At 59.9% G+C, this 19,701-nt stretch carries 19 protein-coding genes; 11 read left to right on the top strand and 8 right to left on the bottom strand.

The genetic code is table 11. From position 1 onward, the window contains the following. Nucleotides 1–21 precede the first annotated feature (21 nt). The gene (locus B8991_RS00155) at nucleotides 22–912 is read right to left on the bottom strand and encodes a sugar phosphate isomerase/epimerase family protein (RefSeq protein WP_084349798.1); all 891 of its coding nucleotides are present in this window, start codon (nucleotides 910–912) and stop codon (nucleotides 22–24) included. Between the two features lie 21 nt (nucleotides 913–933). Beyond that, the gene (locus B8991_RS00150; RefSeq protein WP_084349797.1) at nucleotides 934–2,037 is read right to left on the bottom strand and encodes a Gfo/Idh/MocA family protein; all 1,104 of its coding nucleotides are present in this window, start codon (nucleotides 2,035–2,037) and stop codon (nucleotides 934–936) included. A 132-nt stretch (nucleotides 2,038–2,169) separates the two neighbouring features. On the opposite strand from B8991_RS00150, the gene iolC reads away from it, so the two are divergent. From iolC to B8991_RS00130, 4 genes are all read left to right on the top strand, one after another. Further along, entirely contained in the window at nucleotides 2,170–3,150 is a 981-nt protein-coding gene (iolC, locus tag B8991_RS00145; RefSeq protein ID WP_084349796.1) for a 5-dehydro-2-deoxygluconokinase, read from the top strand. A 14-nt stretch (nucleotides 3,151–3,164) separates the two neighbouring features. After that, entirely contained in the window at nucleotides 3,165–4,007 is an 843-nt protein-coding gene (locus B8991_RS00140) for a 5-deoxy-glucuronate isomerase (RefSeq protein WP_084349795.1), read from the top strand. Beyond that, nucleotides 4,004–4,843 carry a class II fructose-bisphosphate aldolase gene (locus B8991_RS00135; protein ID WP_084349794.1) on the top strand — a complete coding sequence of 280 codons (840 nt, stop codon included), beginning with the start codon at nucleotides 4,004–4,006 and terminating at the stop codon, nucleotides 4,841–4,843. Before B8991_RS00140 ends, B8991_RS00135 begins: the two co-directional genes overlap by 4 nt. 181 nt (nucleotides 4,844–5,024) lie before the next feature. Then, the gene (locus B8991_RS00130; RefSeq protein ID WP_084350269.1) at nucleotides 5,025–5,813 is read left to right on the top strand and encodes an SDR family oxidoreductase; all 789 of its coding nucleotides are present in this window, start codon (nucleotides 5,025–5,027) and stop codon (nucleotides 5,811–5,813) included. Nucleotides 5,814–5,924: 111 nt separating this feature from the next. On the opposite strand, the gene B8991_RS00125 is transcribed toward B8991_RS00130, so the two are convergent. Beyond that, a complete protein-coding gene (locus B8991_RS00125) occupies nucleotides 5,925–6,431 on the bottom strand; it encodes a hypothetical protein (protein ID WP_084349793.1) in 507 nt (168 codons plus the stop codon). Nucleotides 6,432–6,564: 133 nt separating this feature from the next. Here B8991_RS00125 and B8991_RS00120 point away from each other — a divergent pair, with 133 nt between their 5' ends. From B8991_RS00120 to B8991_RS00105, 4 genes are all read left to right on the top strand, one after another. After that, complete coding sequence (locus B8991_RS00120) at nucleotides 6,565–6,975, top strand: SufE family protein (RefSeq protein WP_084349792.1); 411 nt, start codon at nucleotides 6,565–6,567, stop codon at nucleotides 6,973–6,975. 143 nt (nucleotides 6,976–7,118) lie between these two features. Then, the gene (locus tag B8991_RS00115; protein ID WP_084349791.1) at nucleotides 7,119–8,777 is read left to right on the top strand and encodes an alpha/beta hydrolase; all 1,659 of its coding nucleotides are present in this window, start codon (nucleotides 7,119–7,121) and stop codon (nucleotides 8,775–8,777) included. Between the two features lie 284 nt (nucleotides 8,778–9,061). Further along, nucleotides 9,062–9,505, top strand: coding sequence for a sugar dehydrogenase complex small subunit (locus tag B8991_RS00110; protein ID WP_084349790.1), 444 nt, complete (start codon nucleotides 9,062–9,064; stop codon nucleotides 9,503–9,505). A 57-nt stretch (nucleotides 9,506–9,562) separates the two neighbouring features. Continuing rightward, the gene (locus B8991_RS00105) at nucleotides 9,563–11,179 is read left to right on the top strand and encodes a GMC family oxidoreductase (protein ID WP_084349789.1); all 1,617 of its coding nucleotides are present in this window, start codon (nucleotides 9,563–9,565) and stop codon (nucleotides 11,177–11,179) included. A gap of 270 nt (nucleotides 11,180–11,449) precedes the next feature. On the opposite strand, the gene B8991_RS00100 is transcribed toward B8991_RS00105, so the two are convergent. The 4 genes from B8991_RS00100 to B8991_RS00085 form a co-directional block, all read right to left on the bottom strand. Next, nucleotides 11,450–11,800 carry a DUF488 domain-containing protein gene (locus tag B8991_RS00100; protein ID WP_084349788.1) on the bottom strand — a complete coding sequence of 117 codons (351 nt, stop codon included), beginning with the start codon at nucleotides 11,798–11,800 and terminating at the stop codon, nucleotides 11,450–11,452. A 182-nt stretch (nucleotides 11,801–11,982) separates the two neighbouring features. Beyond that, on the bottom strand, nucleotides 11,983–12,639 hold the full coding sequence (locus B8991_RS00095; RefSeq protein ID WP_084349787.1) for a 5-formyltetrahydrofolate cyclo-ligase: 657 nt from the start codon (nucleotides 12,637–12,639) through the stop codon (nucleotides 11,983–11,985). 2 nt (nucleotides 12,640–12,641) lie between these two features. Continuing rightward, a complete protein-coding gene (locus B8991_RS00090; protein ID WP_143514451.1) occupies nucleotides 12,642–13,826 on the bottom strand; it encodes an HPP family protein in 1,185 nt (394 codons plus the stop codon). Between the two features lie 200 nt (nucleotides 13,827–14,026). After that, the gene (locus B8991_RS00085; protein ID WP_143514450.1) at nucleotides 14,027–14,959 is read right to left on the bottom strand and encodes a cation diffusion facilitator family transporter; all 933 of its coding nucleotides are present in this window, start codon (nucleotides 14,957–14,959) and stop codon (nucleotides 14,027–14,029) included. A gap of 219 nt (nucleotides 14,960–15,178) precedes the next feature. Between B8991_RS00085 and B8991_RS00080 the strand changes: the two genes are divergently transcribed. The 3 genes from B8991_RS00080 to B8991_RS00070 are packed head-to-tail and all read left to right on the top strand — an operon-like array spanning nucleotide 15,179 to nucleotide 19,223. Next, nucleotides 15,179–16,210: a succinylglutamate desuccinylase/aspartoacylase family protein gene (locus B8991_RS00080; protein ID WP_084349784.1), complete on the top strand. Its 1,032-nt coding sequence runs from the start codon at nucleotides 15,179–15,181 to the stop codon at nucleotides 16,208–16,210. After that, nucleotides 16,197–17,717 (top strand): sulfatase family protein, encoded by a 1,521-nt coding sequence (locus B8991_RS00075; RefSeq protein WP_143514449.1) that lies wholly within the window; start codon nucleotides 16,197–16,199, stop codon nucleotides 17,715–17,717. The genes B8991_RS00080 and B8991_RS00075 overlap by 14 nt, the downstream gene beginning before the upstream one ends. Nucleotides 17,718–17,735: 18 nt before the next feature. Then, complete coding sequence (locus B8991_RS00070) at nucleotides 17,736–19,223, top strand: M81 family metallopeptidase (RefSeq protein ID WP_084349782.1); 1,488 nt, start codon at nucleotides 17,736–17,738, stop codon at nucleotides 19,221–19,223. Here the strand turns inward: B8991_RS00070 and B8991_RS00065 are convergent. Then, complete coding sequence (locus tag B8991_RS00065) at nucleotides 19,195–19,638, bottom strand: DUF1801 domain-containing protein (protein WP_084349781.1); 444 nt, start codon at nucleotides 19,636–19,638, stop codon at nucleotides 19,195–19,197. The two genes, B8991_RS00070 and B8991_RS00065, sit on opposite strands and share 29 nt — an antisense overlap. Nucleotides 19,639–19,701 lie beyond the last annotated feature (63 nt).

Below are 19,701 nucleotides of genomic sequence, written 5' to 3'. Positions count from 1 at the left end.
CCTTATGCCCCGGCATTGCGGCTAAAATCCGATGGATTGCAGATATTCTCGATTGGCGCGCGCATCTTCAAGTGGCGTACCCGGCAGCGACGGGTCGCAGTCCTGCTCGACCGTGCACCAGCCGCTGAAACCGGCGTCCAGAAGGCGCTGCCGGACGGCTGGGAAATCCACATCGCCGTGCCCAAGATTGCAAAAGATCCCCTGCCCGCAGGCGGTGTAGAAATCAGTGCTTCTGGCGACAACATCTGCCTTCACAACCGGATCTATATCCTTGAAATGCATGTAGGAAATACGGTCCATATGGCGGTCCATAAAGGCAATGGGATCGAACCCCGCATAGGAATGATGGCCCGTGTCAAAACAGATCTTCAGGATGCCTTCATCAACCTCGTCCAGCAGACGCTCCAATTCTGGTTCGAAATCCATGAAACCGGCCGCGTGGGCGTGGATGGCAACGGTCAGGCCGTATTCCTCGGTGCCCAGTTTCGCGATTGAGGCGATGCGATCGCGGAACGCGACCCACTCTGTCGCGCCCATCTGTTCCGCTTCATTCGCGCGGCCAGCCGTGGGCGCACGGCGCGGCGAGATGCTGTCGATCAGCACCAGATGTTCCGCGCCATGTGCGACCAGCGCCTTGCAGGTGCGCTGGCTGGCATCCTGCACGGCGTCCCATTTTGCCGAATCATGGAATGGCTGAAAGACAACGCCACCGATGATTTCCAGATCACGCTCTGCCAATGCCGGCGCAAGGATCGCGGGGTCCTCGGGCATATAGCCGATGGGGCCAAGCTCTATCCCCCTATAGCCCGCGCCTGCGCATTGATCCAAGACCGACGGCCAGCTGGGATAGGACGGATCGCTGGGAAACTCGATACCCCAGGAACAGGGCGCATTGCCGATACGAATGGTCATGTGAACAAGCCCTTTACAGGTTCAGAACGCCGAGACGTCCTGCCAGGTTTTCAACTCCGACGACGCAAGCGCCGTGGCGATGACACGGTTGACCTCCATACCGTCGCGAAATGTCGGCCAGATCGCCTTGCCCGTGTCGATGGCGGTCAGAAAATCCTTGGCCTCGATGATGATCTGATCCTGATAGCCGGTGCCATGTCCCGGTCCCTGACAGAAGGGTTCATAATCGGGATGTGTCGGTCCGGTCAGGATCTTTGTAAAGCCACGCGTCGCCTCGGGCCCCTCCATCCGGTAGAGCCAAAGCGCGTTCTGATCCTCCTGATCGAAGCGGATCGCGCCTTTCGTTCCCGAGATCTCATACGCGTAGCCCATCTTGCGCCCGGTCGCGACGCGGCTGAAATACATCTGCCCCATGGCACCGTTTTCAAACCGGCACATCATCTGGCCGTGATCGTCATTGGTGACGCGTCCGCCGGGGCGTTCGGCATGCACGGTCTCGACTTCGGCGATCAGTCGTGTGATTGGCCCGACAAGCGCCAGCGCGCCGTTGATCATATGCGGGGCAAGATCCCCCATTGTACCGTTCGACATTCCCTGTGCGCGCCACGTCGCGGGCATCTGCGGATCGGCGTAGAAATCCTCGGTATGTTCCCCTCGGAACCAGGTGATCTCGCCGATGGCACCTTCGGCGATCAACTGGCGCGCAAATTGGCTGGCGGGGGTGCGGATATAGTTGAATCCCACCATATTGACCGCGCCACTGGCCTCTGCCGCGGCCACCATCGTCCGGCTGTCGTCCAGCGTCGCGCCAAGTGGTTTTTCGCAAAACACCGGCTTGCCCAGTTCGAACGCAGCCTCAGCCGCCACCCGATGAGTGCCCTGCGGCGAGGCGATGATAATGGCCTCGACCTTCGGATCGGCGACCAATACCCGCCAGTCAGCGGTCGCCCGCGCAAATCCATAGGCTTGCCTGTAGCGTTCGGCGCTTGTCTCACTGGTCGCGCAAATCATATCAAGCCGCGGACGCAGGGCCGTTGCGAACACCGCCCCGACGCAGGACATCGCCACCGCATGTGCCTTGCCCATGTAGCCACCGCCGATAATCCCTATCCCGATGTCCCGCATCCGCCCTCTCCCACCGCTTTCCATTTGCAACCGGTTGCAAAAACGGTATCGTGGACGTTGACGCACTGCAAGCGGCAATCGGTTCGCTGCATGATTTTCCGAGCCGTGCCACCCAAGGATGAAGGACGAAAGATGGCTGATCTTGAGCGCATCGACGGTAACAGCTTTGTCGTTCTCGGCCGTGCCGGGATGGACATGTATGCCGATCCGCCCGGCGCAAAGGTCGAAGATGCGGCGCAGTTTACGACTGCACTTGGCGGCTCTTCGGCCAATATCAGCGTGGCCTTTACGCGGCATGGCGGAAAAGCGGCGCTGGTCACTTGTGTGTCCGATGATGCGATTGGCCGTTTTGCTTTGAACCAACTTGACCGCTACGGGATCGACCGCAGCCATGTCCGGCCCGTGGGCGGCGAGGCGCGCAATTCGCTGGCCGTCGTGGAAACCCGGCTGGAGGACACGCAATCGGTGATCTACCGCAACGGCGCCGCCGATTTCGCGATGACGACCGAGGATGTCGCAGCCGTTGACTACACGCGATACGCGGCGCTGATCACCACCGGCACCGTCTTTGCGGCAGAGCCGTCGCGTAGTGCAACATTCCACGCGTTTGACCTCGCCCGTGCCGCCGGTCTGCCGCTGATCTTCGATGTCGATTACCGTCCCTATTCCTGGCCCTCAGCCAAGATAGCCGCTGAAACATATTCTCGCGCTGCGGCCATGTGCGACATCATCATCGGCAACGATGTGGAATTCGGCTTCATGGCCGGGGATTACGACAAGGGTCTGGACAAGGCGCGCGAACTTGCGGCCACGACCGCGCGGATCGTCGTCTACAAGATGGGCGAAGAAGGCGCGGTCACCATCACCCGCGACGACGAATTCCGAACCGGAATCTACCCCGTTCAGGCGCTCAAACCCACCGGGGCCGGCGACAGCTTCATGGGCGGTTTCATTGCCGCACTTGCCGCCGGCCTGCCGCTGCGCGACGCGGTGCTGCGCGGCTCTGCCTGCGCCGCCATCGTGGTTGGCCGCGTCGGCTGCGCGCCTGCCATGCCCACCCCTGCCGAGCTGGAGGCGTTCCTGTCTTCGCATCCCGGCCCGACAACACCCTGAATAGGATCACAGACATGCATATCGCCCCCCATGACAACCGGAATGTGCCCATCGTCGATGTGGACAACGCGCTGGTCCCACTGAACTATTTCAACATCGTTAAACTAAAGAAGGGCGAGGCTTTTGAATATCGGGTTCCGGGGTACGAGACCTGCATCGTGCCCGCGACCGGCACCGTGGATGTGGAAGTCGAAGGCGTCAAATTCCCCAGCCTTGGCAGACGCGGCGTGGATGTTTGGGACGGCGAGCCAGAGGGTGTCTATGTTCCGTCCGGCGCAAAGGTGATGTTCAACTGCGTTTCGAACGAGACAGAGGTGTTTGTCGCGGGCGCGAAATACGACAAGGTACTCGACCCGTTCGATGTGCGCGTCGGCGGAATCGACCTTGTGCAATACGGATCGGACGACACCAAGACGCATCGCAAGATCAAGCATATCCTTGGTGCCAACCAGCATGACAAGGTGGGCCGTCTTTTGGTCAGCGAGCTTTATACCGTCGGTCAGGGCGGTTGGTCGGGCTTCCCCAGCCACAAGCATGACACGGACCGCCTGCCCACCGAGACCCGGCATGACGAGACCTATAATTTCCGTTTCCGGCCCAATTACGGGTCAGGTTTGCAAATGCTCCAGCGCGAGGACAACACTCCCGGCGACGCCTACCATATCATGGACGGATCGACGGTCTGCATCGACAAGGGCTATCACCCTTGCGCGGTTCTGCCAGGCTATGAAATGTATTATTTCACCATCCTTGGCGGGCTGAGCCAGCGGTCGCTGGTGCAGTATTTTCAGCCGACCCATGCGGCACAGCTGGAAACCATCCCCGGCATCAAGGACATGATAGCGAAGTTCAAATGACACTCGTGACGCTCGCCGATGTTCTTCAGCCCGCACTCAAAGGTGGCTATGCCGTGGCTGGGCTGGTGACATTGGGCTGGGAGGACATGCGCGCTTTCGTGGCGGCGGCCGAGGCCGAGTGCCTGCCGGTGATCCTTCAGGCCGGTCCGGGATGCCGCGCGCACACCCCCCTGCCCGTTCTGGCCGCAATGTTCCGTCATCTGGCCGAAGGCGCGTCGGTGCCGGTCGTCGCGCATCTGGATCACGGATATACGCTGGAGGAGTGCAGACAGGCGCTGGAATGCGGCTTTACCTCGGTCATGTTCGACGGGTCGCGCAAGCCACTTCAGCAGAATATCGACGAGACCGCCGCGATTGCACAGATGGCCCATGCGGCGGGAATTTCCTGCGAGGGCGAGATCGGATTTGTCGGCTATGCGGATGGCGAAGCTTCTGCTGGAACGGACCCGGAAGAAGCGGAACGTTTTGCCCGCGAAACCGGTGTGGACGCGCTGGCAATCTCGGTCGGCAACGTGCATTTGCAACAGGACAGATCCGGTGCCGGACTGGACGAAGCGCGCATCCGCGCGATCGAGGCTGTCACGCAGGTACCTTTGGTGATCCATGGCGGCTCTGGCGTGCCGGTCGCGCAACGGAAGGCACTGGCGCGTGGGTCCGCGATTTGCAAGTTCAACATTGGCACCGAGCTGCGCATGGCCTTCGGCGACGCGTTGAGGTCGGCCGTGAATGCAGACCCGTCCCGCTTTGACAGAAATGCGATACTGGCGGAGACCCACACCCCCGTGGTTGCGGCCACCCGACAGGTGTTGCGTATGTTGAAACCAAAGTCGTCATAACCATTCGTGGTCATGATGCACCCGGTGCACAGCGAGCGTTTGCGTCAGCGATCAACGCTGTTTTGTCGATGCCCGATGGTCTACAATCTGGTCAATACAGCTTGGAAACAGGTCAGTGGGGCGCGCCGCGCATCTTTCGCCACAGATTGAATACTCTCTCTATTTTCGAAACGGAACTGACATGAACCGACTGACAGGAAAGATCTGCATCGTCACCGGCAGTGGCCGCGGCATTGGTGCAGCCATCGCGCGCGCCTTCGCAAACGAGGGCGCAAAGGTGGTTGTCACCGACAGACATGCCGAAAGCGCCAAAGCCGTCGCGTCTGAACTGGGCTGCGACTTCCTGCGGCTCGACGTGTCGTCAGAGGCCGATTGGGACGCGCTGAAGGCGGGGTTTCCGCATTGCGATGTTCTGGTCAATAACGCGGGCGTCACCGGGTTCGAGGATGCAATGCGCCCGCATGATCCAGAAAACGCCACCCTTGAAGACTGGCGCGCCGTTCATGCGGTGAACCTGGATGGCACCTTTCTTGGGTGCCGCTACGCGATTGGCGCGATGCGCGACAAGGGCGCAGGATCGATCGTCAATATCTCGTCACGGTCTGGTCTGGTGGGCATTCCAGCAGCCGCTGCTTATGCCTCTTCCAAGGCGGCGGTGCGCAATCATACGAAATCCGTGGCGCTGTACTGCGCCGAACAGGGGCTGAACATCCGCTGCAACTCGATCCATCCTGCGGCGGTCCTGACTCCGATGTGGGAGCCGATGCTAGGTGACGGCCCGGACCGCGAAGCGCGCATGGCCGCCTTTGTCGCCGACACGCCGCTGCGCCGTTTCGGCGATCCGGCGGAGGTGGCTGCACTCGCGGTCCTGCTTGCATCTGACGAGGCTGCCTACATGACAGGTGCCGAATTGAACATCGACGGCGGCCTGCTGGCAGGCAGTGCGGCAACCCCCAACGCCAGCAGCTGAGACGTGGGTTTCGGACCCCGCTTGCGCAGGCGGTCGCAAGACAACACTGCCTGCAACACATGCGAGCCATTCCAGGTCAAAAGCGATCAGGCTTTGGAAAGACCTGCCCCGCTATCGGCGGCTGGTCTGAATTTTGCGGGCAGATTTCACCCGGATCTCGCGAATGTCGCGCAGTTCCTGATCAGTGAGGTAAACAGCGACAGTGACGGTCCGGGGCCAATCGCTTTGAGTGGTGGGATTTGCAGGCTGATAGGCGCGCATATCATAGGTCAGGGTATCTGCGTCCGTCTCATCGTCATTCTTGACCAGCTTCGCCTCGAACGGCCCCAACCGATCAGACACGCCCGTGGCCCGGATCACGGCGCCGCCGGGACGTCGTTCAATCAACAGTTCCGAGACCTCGCCGATCAACTGACCGGAATAGGCCGCCGCCTCCGGCCGAAAGATAGAGGCGCGCCGGCGCGGGATCAGCGGATTGACCGCACCGGTGCCATCCGTCACCACCGTGGCTTGACTGCGCCCGAACCAATTGAACGGGTTGAGACGAGACTCGCGGATCGTGCCGCAGCTTGCCAGAACCAAAGCCGAAACCACCAGAGCCGAAAGTGCCTTTTGCATGCGCTGCCTGCCTTTGTTACCGTCCTCAACCCGGTTACCGCATTGCGCAGCGCTTGAAAAGCGTGAAGGCGGGCTGGACCTTTGGCTATGCGCGACTTAGGTCACAAACAGACAGGCAAAAAGGGTGTCCGCCATGGCGCAAACCGCATTTGAGGATATCGCCGAAGACTTCGAGTTTCTCGACGATTGGGAAGATCGCTATCGCATGGTGATCGAACTTGGCCGCGATATGGATCCGCTGGCCGAGGAACTGAAAGTCCCCGCCACAAAGGTCGAGGGCTGTGCCAGCCAAGTCTGGCTGTTCCCCAACTGGCAGGGAAAGACCTTTCACTTTGACGGCGACAGCGACGCGATGATTGTGCGTGGCCTGATCGCGGTATTGCGTACGCTCTACAACGGCCTGTCACCGGCAGAGGTTCTGAAGGTCGACGCTCGCGCAGAACTGGGCCGATTGGGGCTTAACGATCATCTGTCCGCACAGCGTTCGAACGGTTTGCGCGCAATGGTCGAAAGAATCCGCGACGTCAACGAAGCGCATATCTGAACCGTTTGTTTTGTCTTGAGCCAAGACCCGTTTAGTTTGCCGGTTGGCATGGTGCGTCACAGAAAACAGGACGGCGGAAAAGCAAGATAGTAGGCTGCCTGCCTTGCGAGAGCCGGCACCGCAAGAATAGCAGAAAGCAAGAGATGCGCATTTTCGAGAGATCCGGCCTGAAAATACTGCCTTTCCTGCTGGGTCTGCTATTTTTCGCGGCATCGCTGACCCCGTCCCTTATCCCACGCGAATGGGTTGTGCAGGGCGTGCTTGGTGGCTTGGTCACGGCACTGGGCTATCTGATCGGGCGGATCATCATGGGTGCCTGGTGGGTGATGGAATTGCCAACGCTCAAAGGGCGAGCCGCGACGATCTTCCATGCAGTGCTCACCCTTCCCGTGCTGATCCTTCTGTTCATCTGCCTGAGGCAATCCAATATTTGGCAGAACGACATTCGGTCGCGCATGGGTATGGAACTGGCCGACAGCAGTCAAACCGTCCAGATGGTATTGGTCGCAGCGACCGTATTTGGCGCACTCTTCCTGCTTGGTTTTTTGATGCGCATCACGTTTAACGTTTTGCAACGTCGATTGTATCTGTTCATGCCCGCACGCACCGCCAATATCATTGGCCTCGCGCTGATGGCGATCCTTGTGGTAATCGTCACCCGTGACGGCATATTGGACAGGGTCATTGCCAATCTTGATGAATCGGTAACCATTGCGCAGGATCTGTTCGACACCGCCCCGCCCGCCCCCACCGATGAAGAAGCAGTCGGAGGAAAAGCGTCACTGATAGACTGGGATGCGATGGGCAAGCCCGGCCGTGATTATGTGACACGAGGCCCCAGCGCAGCTGACATCGCACGGTTCACGGGCCGGGATGCCTTGCAACCAATCCGCGTCTATGCGGGCCTGGCCCAAGCCGATACGCCGCAGTTGCGCGCGGACATCGCGTTGGGGGAACTCAAGCGGCTTGGTGGGTTTGATCGGAAGGTGCTGATCGTCGCATTGCCGACGGGCACCGGATGGCTCGATCCCGGCGCGGTCGATACCGTGGAATATATGCATGGCGGCGACATCGCCACGATTGCCGTACAATATTCCTATCTGCAATCGCCGCTGGCGCTTATCCTTGAAACGCGCTCTGGTCTGGATCAGGCGGTCGCGCTGATTTCAGCCGTGCACAGCTACTGGAAAACCCTGCCCGAGGACGCGCGCCCGAAGCTATATATACATGGTCTCAGCCTCGGTGCATGGTCGTCGATGCACGGAACGGGCTTGTTCGCCCTGCTGGACGATCCGATCAACGGCGCGTTGTGGGCCGGGCCGCCATTTCCGTCGGACCGGTGGATCAGGGTCTATGCCGACAGGGATCCCGACAGCCCCTATGTGCGGCCAACCATCGGAGACGGGCGCATCGTGCGTTTCGCCTCTCACACAGAGGATGCGGGCGGTCCCGATGGCTGGGGTACGATACGGATTGTCTATCTGCAATATTCAAGCGACCCGATCGTGTTTTACGAACCTGCTTCGTTGTTTCGTCGCCCTGAATGGATGCGCGAGCCTGCGGCCGAAGATGTGTCGTCGCATATGACATTCATGCCTGTGGTCACGCAATTTCAGTTGGCCGTCGATATGGCGCTGGCGACAACCGCTCCTGCTGGACACGGACACAGTTATTATGGGCCGGATTATGTGCGCCCATGGGTCGCCGTCACCAATCCCGAGAATTGGTCCGAGGCTGACAGCGCAAGACTGGCCGCCCATTGCAATGGCGGCTTCAAGCTTGGGTGCAGGAACTCTGACTGACCCCCATAAGCCGCTGTGCGAGGGCCCGGCTGGCCGTATCTCTCCTGTGCCGGATAGGCAGCCTTCTCGCTTGCCCGGTCATCAACCGCGTTCACGTTACCGTCGCGGTGCCTAGTGACATGCGTTCAGGACAACGCCCTGGCAGCCTTGTTGGTTGCAGGGCAGTATAAACCTTGGGCCATTTTCGGGAACGCTCATGGAACCCTTGCTCGACGTCGCGCGTTGGTCATTCACAATCGGCCCTTTCCGAGAAGAAACAGACACACCGCAAAGGAGAGAACCTGATGCCCCCCGCCAATCCTAAAGCATCGAATACCGTTACCCGCAGAACGCTTTTGTCTGCTGTTTCTGCCATGTCGGTCCTGTCTCTTTCTCAATGGCCCGGTCGCGCATTCGCTGCGGATCTGGATGTTGATGCCTTTCTTGCGCTATCCCAAAAATTGACACAGCAGGACGATCTGTCCGCCGATATTGCAGCCGACATGCTGGCGGCATTTTCCGCAACCGGTCAAGCAGAAGATCTTGCCGTTTTGGCCGAGGATGAAAACGATGAAGCATTGGCAAATGCAGTCGTGGCATCCTGGTATACTGGAGTTTCGCCCGATCAGGACGATTTTCAGGTGGTGACCTATACCGATGCGTTGATCTGGCAGGCGATGGATTACACCAAACCCATGGCCTATTGCGGCGGCGAAGTGGGCTATTGGGCCGATCCACCCAGCGCGTAACGCTTTTCCCTAACGCTTGTCTCCTAGATCCAATTCACGACCCGAGGAATTCCAGAAATGGCAAACGACATCACGGCAGATATTCTGATTATCGGCACTGGCATCGCTGGCGCGATTGCTGGTGCGAAACTGGCGCAAAAGGGGCTGAAGGTCGCTTTTCTGGAAAGTGGCAAGCGTATTGACAGATATGATGCGGTAGAGACCTTCTGGAATGCGAAGATCAAGGTGCCGGAATCGGCTTACCCCAATGATCCCACCGCGCCGCATCCTTTGACCCACCGCATCAGCGATTATTACCAGCAGATGGGACCGGAAGATTTCAAGTCGACCTACATCAAGGTCGTCGGCGGCACGACGTGGCATTGGCTGGGAACGACGCTGCGCAACGTGCCCGGTGATTTCAAACTCAACTCGCTTTACGGACACGGAGTCGATTGGCCGTTCGACTATGACGCGCTGGAGCCGTTCTATTTGGCAGCCGAGCAGGAAATCGGTGTCTCTGGTGACAGCAGCGAAGATCTGGGATCTCCACGGTCCGGCGATTTCCCAATGGAGATGATCCCGGTAACATATCTGGACAAGCAGGTTGGCAAAGCACTTGAAGGCACAAAATTTCAACTGCGCGCCACACCTCAGGGACGAAATTCGACCTTTCACGCAGACCGTCCGGAATGCTGCGGTAACGCGTCGTGCATCCCGATCTGCCCGATTCAGGCAAAGTATGATGCGACGGTTCATGTGCTCCAGGCTGAAGAGGCCGGTGCTGTCGTCTACGACGAGACGACGGCCACACGGCTAAATCTGGGCGCTGATGGCGTGATCACTTCGGTTGATTTCAAACGTGCCGATGGCAGCGAAGGAACGGCCACCGGCAAGGTGGTGGTGGTTGCGGCACATGGGATCGAGACCCCGCGCCTCTTGTTGAATTCGGCTCAGGAAGGTGCAGAAAACGGGGTTGCAAACAGTTCTGACCAGGTTGGCCGCAACCTGATGGACCATCCCAGCAAACTCAGCTGGGCAGAAACCCCAGAGCCGGTCTGGCCATATCGCGGGCCTCTCTCAACATCCGGTATCGAAAATCTGCGCGACGGAGAGTTCCGGAAGGATTATGCGGCTTTCCGCATAGAGCTTGGCAATGACGGCCACGCCTGGCCCACCGGTGCGCCACAGTCGACGGCTGACGATCTGGCAAAATCCGGCCTGCGCGGTGCCGAACTGGACGCGGCAATCAAGGACAAGACTTCGCGCCAGGTCCGTCTGGCATCCCTGGTCGAGCAATCGCCCGACGCAGAGAACCGGGTGACGCTCGACCCTGAAAAACGCGATGCCAACGGGATGCCGCTGCCCCGTATCAACTATGACTATTCCGATTACACCCGTGCTGGTCTGGACGCCGCGCAAAAGGCGCATGACGAAGTGTTTGCGGCAATGGGCGCGACCAATATCAATCATTCCCCGGATGCTCAGGGATCGGGGCACATCATCGGAACGGTACGCATGGGCACGGACGCCAAAACTGCGGTGGTGGATGCGGATTTGCGCAGCTTTGACCATCGCAACCTGTTCGTGTTGGGGTCAGGCACGTTTCCCACGTCTGCCACCGCCAACCCAAGCCTTACGATTGCTGCCCTATCGCTGCGCGCAGTAGATGTGATCGCAGCAAGCGTCACATAAAGCGAAATGGGCGGACCAGTCTGTGCATTTCAGCAAGGTTGACACAAATGTCCGGTTGCTCTGAACCAAAGCGCAGGCGAACAGGTCCATTCCGCTTTGCAGACCTGAATAACAGGAAAACTCGGCAGCTTTATATGCAATAGACGCTGCCGAGTGTTTCCTGAAGGTCCGTGGATGTCCGTTTCATCATGTGTGCCCACCCTGCCCGCAGCTGATTATAACAGTCTGCAATGGGCGAGTGATACTTTGGAACTGCAATTGAAGTGCGCTCTAGTCAGCTTCCAGATACGCTTTCAAGGCAACGGCATTGTTGTGTTCTTCGTCCTTCGCGGCGAAGATCAGCGTGACGCGCCCGGCATCAACACGTTTGCGCAGGGCGTCGACGTCCTCTTTGTTGGCGTCCAGTTCCTTTGCATATTTCGTCTTGAACCCGTCCCATTTGTTCGGGTCGTGATCGAACCAGTCGCGCAGGTCGTCGCTTGGGGCGATCTCTTTCATCCAGTCGTCCAGTTCCAAGTCCTCCTTGGAAACGCCGCGCGGCCAGATCCGATCCACAAGAATCCGCTGTCCGTCTGCGTCACCGACCTCGTCATAGGCGCGTCTCAACCAGATTTGAGTCATGTCCGTTCTCCTTTATTGTCTGATTGAAGAACGGCGTCAGCAGGGTTCAGGTTCCAATCACGACCTGTCTCAACCGGCCGACGAGACATCGAGACGCTGCGCTGCGGGCACGCTCGCTGAAAAGCTGCCAGCCCGTCATTGCGTTTGGCGCATCTGTTGTTGCCGCCTTGGGCCGCGTCATGTCAGGAACGGTGACAAACGGAACCGTCAGCAAGAACGACAGTATCCATTGGAACATCCCACGGCATCGGAAAAATCGTCGAAAGGATGCAATCGGCAAATCCGACACCGATCACCTTTGGCATCGGGTCGATCCGCGCCAAGGTGCGGTCGTAATAACCGCCACCATTGCCAAGCCGAAAACATGCCTCATCCGCGCCCAGCAATGGTGAAATCACGACATCCGGCCTCATGGCCTCGCCTTTGGCAGGCACCGGGATGTTCCACACACCGCGTTCCATTGCACAGCCCGGCGACCAGTCACGGAAGATCAGCGGTGCATTCTTTTTGACCACGACCGGAAGAAGCACATTGGCACCGGCATCATGCGCCCGCCCCATCCAGTCACGAAGATCCGGTTCGCCCCGAATGGGCCAATAGGCTGCGATGCGCATGCCTGGTTCCGGCGCGACAATGGTCTCAAGCGTCTGGGATAGTTTTGTGGTCATCGCCGCGCGCTGCTGCGTCGAAATGCTCCGCCGGGCGTCCATCAGCCGAGCGCGCTCTGCGCTGCGAAAGCGGGCCACATCCCGCATCGTCGCCGGGTCCACGGGGTTTCCATCAACCAGAAGATGCGCCATGCATGGGTCCGACCCACCGCTGTCGCCGTCATCTTCCATGTTCACCCCTCTTGTGCAGCCACGGTTTTTTGGTCCGACGGTGCCGGTGCGTTCAATGTGCTTCGCGCGAGGGCGCTGATCAAGTCCGTGCGGGTCACGATCCCGATGATGCGGTCAGCTTCCAGCACCGGCACGGCATCTACCTCGCCATCCGCCATCAACGGCAGAAGCGCCGCCAGAGATGTCGATGGGCGCGCGCAGGGACCGTCAGCCGCCATGATGTCGGATGCTGTCAGCGGCGCATCTCCGGTTCTGTCCATCAAACGTCGCATGGCAGACCGAAAGGTGCGTCGGCTCAGGTTCGTTTCCCGGCTGGCGCGGTCGATCAGATGCATCTGGAAAATGACACCCAGATAATAATCGCCCGCGCCGATGACCGGCAAACAGGTAAATCTGTGCTGCCGGAACAACTCCGCGATCTCCGCCAATTTTGTATTACTGCGGACCGTCACCAGATTGCGGGACATGATGTCGGCCGCTGCCATCGGGTTCGTCCGATGCGTGGCCGCCTGAATTTCCGCGGCCCCGATCAACCGGGCCAGATCCTCGACGCCGAGGTTGAACGACTGCCGATACCGGTTGAGAAGGTTGGTCAGTTCTTCTTCGGACAATCCCAGACGTTCCATCGGTTCGGGGTCAGAGGTGCCGTGCGTGTTCGGATCGTCGAATTGCCGGAACGGGTAATGCCGACCGGTCAGTCTTCCATATGCGATTGCAATCAGAACAAGCAGAACCGTGCCCAGGGCAATCGGCGTCAATGCGAACATGAAGCCCAGTTCATCAACCGCGTCGGGGCTCATTGCGACGGTCATCGCGACTGCACCCGCCGGGGGATGCAACGCCCGGCACAGAATCGTGGCGGCGATGGCAAGCCCTACGGACAATGCGATACGAAGCATCGGTTCCGCGACGATCAGACACACAGCGACAGCCACGACGGCGGCAACCGAATTGCCGACAATCGCCGACCAGGGCTGTGCCAAGGGGCTGTTCGGAACGGCAAACAGAAGGACAGAGCTTGCCCCGAACGGCGCCACGAGGAACAGACCCAAATTGAAATCAACCGAGGACGACAGGACCAACAGGCCACAGATCGCAAGTCCGACAAAGGCACCAAGACCCGCCCGCGCAGCTTCAAGTGGAGATGTGCCCGCGACTGCTGGACCAAATGAGCTAAGTTTTGACAAAGATCCACCCCAGCGAATTTTGCAACCTCAACGCGACCTGTGCTTGCTAACGCAAGCGCCGCACGAGTGCCCGCTTATTCAGGGCAACGACCCGATTGTAAATATTGAAGATACGGTTAAGAAACATCTTTCGGGTGCGGTGAACGCGGTCGCGACCCTTTCGAAGATCAGCAATCAGCCTTGTGACCTTCTCTGTAGCTTCAATCCGGGATCAGCACGCAATCATCTTCGCGATGTTCCCAATCAATTTCCACCGTGGCATGCGCAATGCCGAACGTGGTGGACAGGCAGTGCTTGATCGCGGCTGTGGTAGCGGCCGGATCAGCGCTGTCGCTTAGGCGCACCTCCATCGTGGCGACGGGCTGCCCGGAGGTGATCGACCACACATGCACATGCTGAACATCTTCGACACCCGGCACGTCGGCCACCAGCGTCTGCTGCATGTCCGACACGACGATATTGTTCGGCGCGCCCTCCATCAGCACATTCATCGACGCCTTGAGCAACATCCACGCGCTGCGCAGCACAATCACCGACAGCAGCACCGACAGGATAGGGTCAATCGGCGTCCAACCCGTCAGCCAGATCGTGATCGCCGCCACAATTGCCGCAACCGAGCCCAGAAGGTCGCCCAGGACATGCACCATCGCGCCGCGGATATTGACATGATCGCGGTCGCCGCGGCGGAGCATCCAATAGACGCCGATATTGACCACCAGGCCCAGCACCGCAATCACCAGCATTGGCCCGGCCAGTACCGGACTGGGGGCTATCAGGCGCATCACCGCCTCCCACGCGATCCAGCCGACGAGCAAAATCAACGTCACCGCGTTGACGAAGCCGGCCAGAATCTCAAACCGCATATAGCCGAACGTCCGGCGATCATCGCTCTTGCGGCGACCAAAGCGAAACCCTGCCCAGGCCAAAGCCAGCGCCCCCGCATCGGTCAGCATGTGCCCGGCATCGGCGATCAGCGCCAGCGAGCCGGACAGCAGCCCACCAATCAGTTCCGCCAGCATGAAACTGAAGGTCAGCAGAAATGCGACCAGCACCACCTTTTCGTTTTCCGAACGCACCTTGGGTGCATGATGGTGGTCACCTGAGGAATGATCGTGATTGTGATCGTTTGGCATACTTGCTCTCTGAGACGGTCGCACCGGCAGCATGTCCAATGGACATGCGGACAAATCCCGTATTTGAAAGTAACATTCGAATGAAGCGGATAAAACGCGCGATTTATGCAATTGTTCCCGCGTCCTAACAGCGCGCGTTCATGGACATCCGTAATGCGTCACGATTGACTCGGAAAAGATAGTATACAATCATACGAAATTAATAAGAGGATCATTCGATTGGCCGTACCGACCATCAGCCGAATTAGCTGTCCGATCGACTTTGACAAGGATGGACGGCAGGCAGGATATGCGCGCGCCCCGCTGTCACGCAACACAGCAGGTTGGGGCGTGATCGAGATACCGATAATCAGCATCAAGAATGGCACGGGACCAACAATTCTGTTGACCGGCGGCGTGCATGGCGACGAATATGAGGGCCAGATCGCGATTTCCCGTCTCGCGCAGACATTGGACCCCGGCGAGGTTCAGGGCCGTGTCATCATGCTGCCTTGCGTAAACGTTCCTGCGGCATTGGCGGACACACGGCTTTCTCCGATAGACGGGTTTGACATCAACCGGTGTTTTCCAGGCGATCCACGCGGCACATTCAGCCCGATGCTGGCGCATTTTCTGGACAGCGTCGTGCTCCCCTACGCCGATGTGTCCATTGATATGCACACTGCTGGCCACAGCTGCGATTCCGCCTTATCGACCAACATGCATCACTCGAAAGACGCGGAAATGCTGCGCAAGACCCTGAGGGCGGCCGAAGCCTTTGGCGCGCCATACAACGTGGTCTTCGCGGGCGTTGACGAGGGCGCGACCTTCACCTCCTGCGTGGAGGCACGCGGGCTGGTGTCGTTGGGAACGGAACTGGGCGGCTGGGGCCGGGTCAGTATCGACGGCGTGCGGGTCGGCTCCTGCGGCATCCGGAATATCCTGAAACACTTCAACGTTCTGGAGGGCACTCCGAATGTAACGCATAAAGACGGCACCCCGGTCACGCGCCACATGATGGTGCGCGGCACCGATGCGTATCTGACCGCGCCACGCAACGGCATATTCGAACCCTCACATTATCACGGTGCCACTGTGTTTGCGGGGCATATTGCGGGATATCTGCATTTCCCCGAAGATATCGACACGCCCGCACAAGTCCTGCATTACCCAAGCTCGGGCGTGATCTGGATGGGGGCGGGTCCGGGGCGCGTGACGCGCGGTGATCCGGTTGCGGTCCTCATGGAAGATTTCCGCGATGACTGGCCGTAACATGGCCACCAAACTTGGCAGTGCCGCGTCCGAGCGACCGAATATCCTGTATATCATGTCCGACCAACATTCCCGCCGTGTGGCCGGATGCTATGGCGACCCCGTCGCCCGGACGCCCAATCTGGACCGGCTGGCCGCGCGCGGTGTGCGCTTCGACAACGCCTACAGCCCGTCCCCGATCTGCGTCCCCAGCCGAATGTCGGCTTTTACCGGGCAGTACCCGTATGAGCAGCGCTGCTGGACGCTTCAGGACCACCTCGGCAGTGATCGCCCGACATGGATGCATGCGCTTGGGGCAGCGGGATACCGACCCACCCTGATCGGCCGCATGCACTCTGTCGGTCCAGACCAGATGCACGGGTTTTGCGAACGACTGGGCGGCGACGCAGGACCGAATTGGCCCGGCGCTCCGACGCAAAGCCTAGGCCCGCTGGCATGGGCGCAGGGGCCGGGGCCCACATCCTTGCAGCGGTCGGGTGCCGGCCGGTCTGGCTATCAGACGGTTGACGAGGAAACGGCGGCGCTTGCCTGTGACTGGCTTGCCGCCAAGGGGGATGAGGGTGTCGAGACCCGCAACCCGTTCTGCCTGATGGTCGGTTTTTTATTGCCGCATTGCCCCTTCGTCGCCGACCCCAAGGATTACGCGCTCTTTGACGGCAAGGTGCCACCACCGTCGCAGCCTGCCCCCGATCCGGAACATCCCTGGCTGGCCAGATGGCGCAAGGATTGCGGCCTTGAAAAGACCACTGTCGAGGATATGGCCCGCGCCCGCACGGCTTATTACGCGCTGGTCATGCGGATGGATCGGCTGATCGGGCAGGTTCTGGATGCGCTTGCAAAAGCAGGACTCGATGACAACACATTGATTGTCTATTGCTCCGATCACGGCGAACAGATCGGCGAACACGGCCATTGGTGGAAGAACACCTTCTACGAAGACTCGGTCGCCGTCCCGTTGATCCTGTCCTGGCCCGGTAGGGTGCCGGAAGGTGCCGCGCGTGGCCAGGTCACGAACCTGATGGATATCGGCGCGACGCTGATCGACGCGGCTGGCGCGCCCGCCCTGCCCGCCTCGCACGGGCGCAGCCTGCTGCGCATATGCAAGACACCCGCGCCAAGGTGGGACAACGTCACCTTCTCGGAATATGTCACCGATGCAACCGCCAACTGGTGCGGGTCCGAACCGACGCGCCAGCGAATGATCCGCAAAGGGCGTTACAAGCTGATCTTCATTGATGGCTATGAACCGATGCTGTTCGATCTGGAAACCGACCCCGAAGAGGCCAACGATTTGGCGGGTGTGCCAGAGCTTGCCGATATCCGCTCACATCTGACTGCCGAAGTGCTGGAGGACTGGGATCCCGTCAAGATCGCGCAAGAGGTCCGCAACCGTGAACGCGAGAAAGCGATCCTGCATGAATGGGCCAGCCAGACCCGGCCGGACCAACGTCATGTCCGGCGCCTTGATCCCGCCGAAAGCTGGCTGGAACCGCCGGTCGTGAAATAACTGCCGAAAGGGTTGCCGATGAAACGCATTCTGATCGTCGCGCTGCAACAGGAGGTTTCCAGCTTCAACCCGGTGCGCAGCACCCGCGCCGATTTCGAAGAGCATCTGGCCCAGAACATGCGGCAGACTTTTGCAGGCACAGACACCTATGCGGGGGGCGCGCTGAAGGTGCTGGACGGTGCTGAGGACGTTACACCTATCTGCGTCTACTCCGCCACCGCGTGCAGTGCCGGGACATTGCAGCATGAGGATTTTCTTGCCCTGAAGACGGCCCTGCTTGACGCCGTTCGCGCACAACTGGCTGACGGCATCGACGGTATTCTGTTCCTGCTGCACGGCGCGATGGCCACAACGGCAGAGACCGACCCAGAGGGCGATATTCTGGAAGCCGTGCGGGCGCTTGTCGGCCCGAAGCCCGCCTTTGCCATGTCGCTCGATCTGCACGGCATTCTGACCGCCCGGATGATCGCCGCCTGCCCTGCATTCGAGACGTTGCGCACCTATCCGCATGTGGACTTTGCCGATACAGGCGCGCGGGCGGCACGGATGATGCTGCGTCTGCTGCGCGAGGACCTGTCGCCTGTCGTGGCACGGCTGCGCATTCCGATGCTGGTGCGCGGCGACGCGTGCATCACCGAGACCGGCATATACGGTCAATACATGGCCCGCGCGGTGGCGCGCGCCGCCTCCGACGGGCTGCTTGCAGCCACGGTGATGATCGGCAATCCTTTCACCGATGTGCCGGAACTGTGCTGTCAGGTGTTGGCCATCAGCGATGGCGATGCGGAGAAAGCCGACGCTGCGGTGCGCGACATTGCCGATGGATTCTTCGATCACCGTGCAACCATGCAGGCCGATCTTGTCTCGCTAAATGACGCGGTGGCGCTGGCCCGAGATGGGCGATTTCCGCTGATACTGAAAGACGCCGCCGACGCACCCAGTTCCGGGGCATCGGGCGACAGCGCAGAACTGATCCACGCGCTTCTGGACGCCGATGTGACCGCTACGATCCTCGCCCCCATTGTCGACGCTCCCACCGTCGCGCGCGCATTCGAGCTGGGCGTCGGTGTCACCGCCTGTTTCCATCTCGGCGGAAGCTGCGACAGACGCTTCGCGCCGGTCAGGGTGAAGGCCAAGGTCGCGATGCTGTCGGACGGTCACTACCGAATGGAGACTTGGGGGACGTGGGACAGTGCCGGCCCCTGTGCCAAGCTGCGCAGCGGCAATCTGACCGTGATCGCCTCGACCCGCCCTGTGCAGCTCTTCGACCGGTCGCTGTTTTTCGGCCATGGCGAAGACCCCCGCGATTTTGACATCACGGTGGTCAAGTCCCCGCATTGCCAACACCGCTATTTCGATGCCTGGGCCGATACGGTTGTGTCCGTGGATGCGCAAGGCGCGACCTCTGCTCGGGTCGAGACGCTGGGGCACAAGCTGTGTCAGCGGCCGATCTATCCGCTTGATCCCATCGACACATTCACACCTCAGATAGAGATTTTCCGCTGACCCGTTTGCGCAGGTGATAGGTCAGCGCACTGGCGATGAACATGCACAAACGGTCCTCTTGCAGAGCTTCGCCTGTGTCGAGAAGAATGGCGCGATTGCCCTCATACCGGAACGCATCGGGCAGAATGGCGCGGAAATCCGAAATCAGTGTCGTTTGGCAATGGGTATAAATCGCCACCCCGCCCGTTTTCGGCACCCCAAGCCGGATGGTGGAGCCGGACTTGCTCTGTGCTGTCAGATAGGCAGGCTGGCCCCATTTCAGCACTTCCTGCAACGCCCCCACGCCCGGCGTCTGGGCCGCCGTTTCCAATATCAGCCGACGCAAATCCAGCAGATGTGGGCGCGCCGCGTCGGGAAACGCAGCAAATGCGGCTGCGACTGACGGCGTCTGAAAGGCGGGATCGGCATTTGTCATGCGACAAGGCTATGGGGCACGGGGCGGCCTGTCAAAGCCGCATCAGTTCTCGTCGTCCGGCGG

Origin of the sequence: Primorskyibacter flagellatus (assembly GCF_900176485.1) — a bacterium.
In the GTDB taxonomy this organism is placed as follows: Bacteria; Pseudomonadota; Alphaproteobacteria; order Rhodobacterales; family Rhodobacteraceae; genus Primorskyibacter; species Primorskyibacter flagellatus.
The sequence above is the reverse complement of the archived record's forward strand: the minus strand, read 5'-3'. Positions and strand labels throughout refer to the sequence as shown.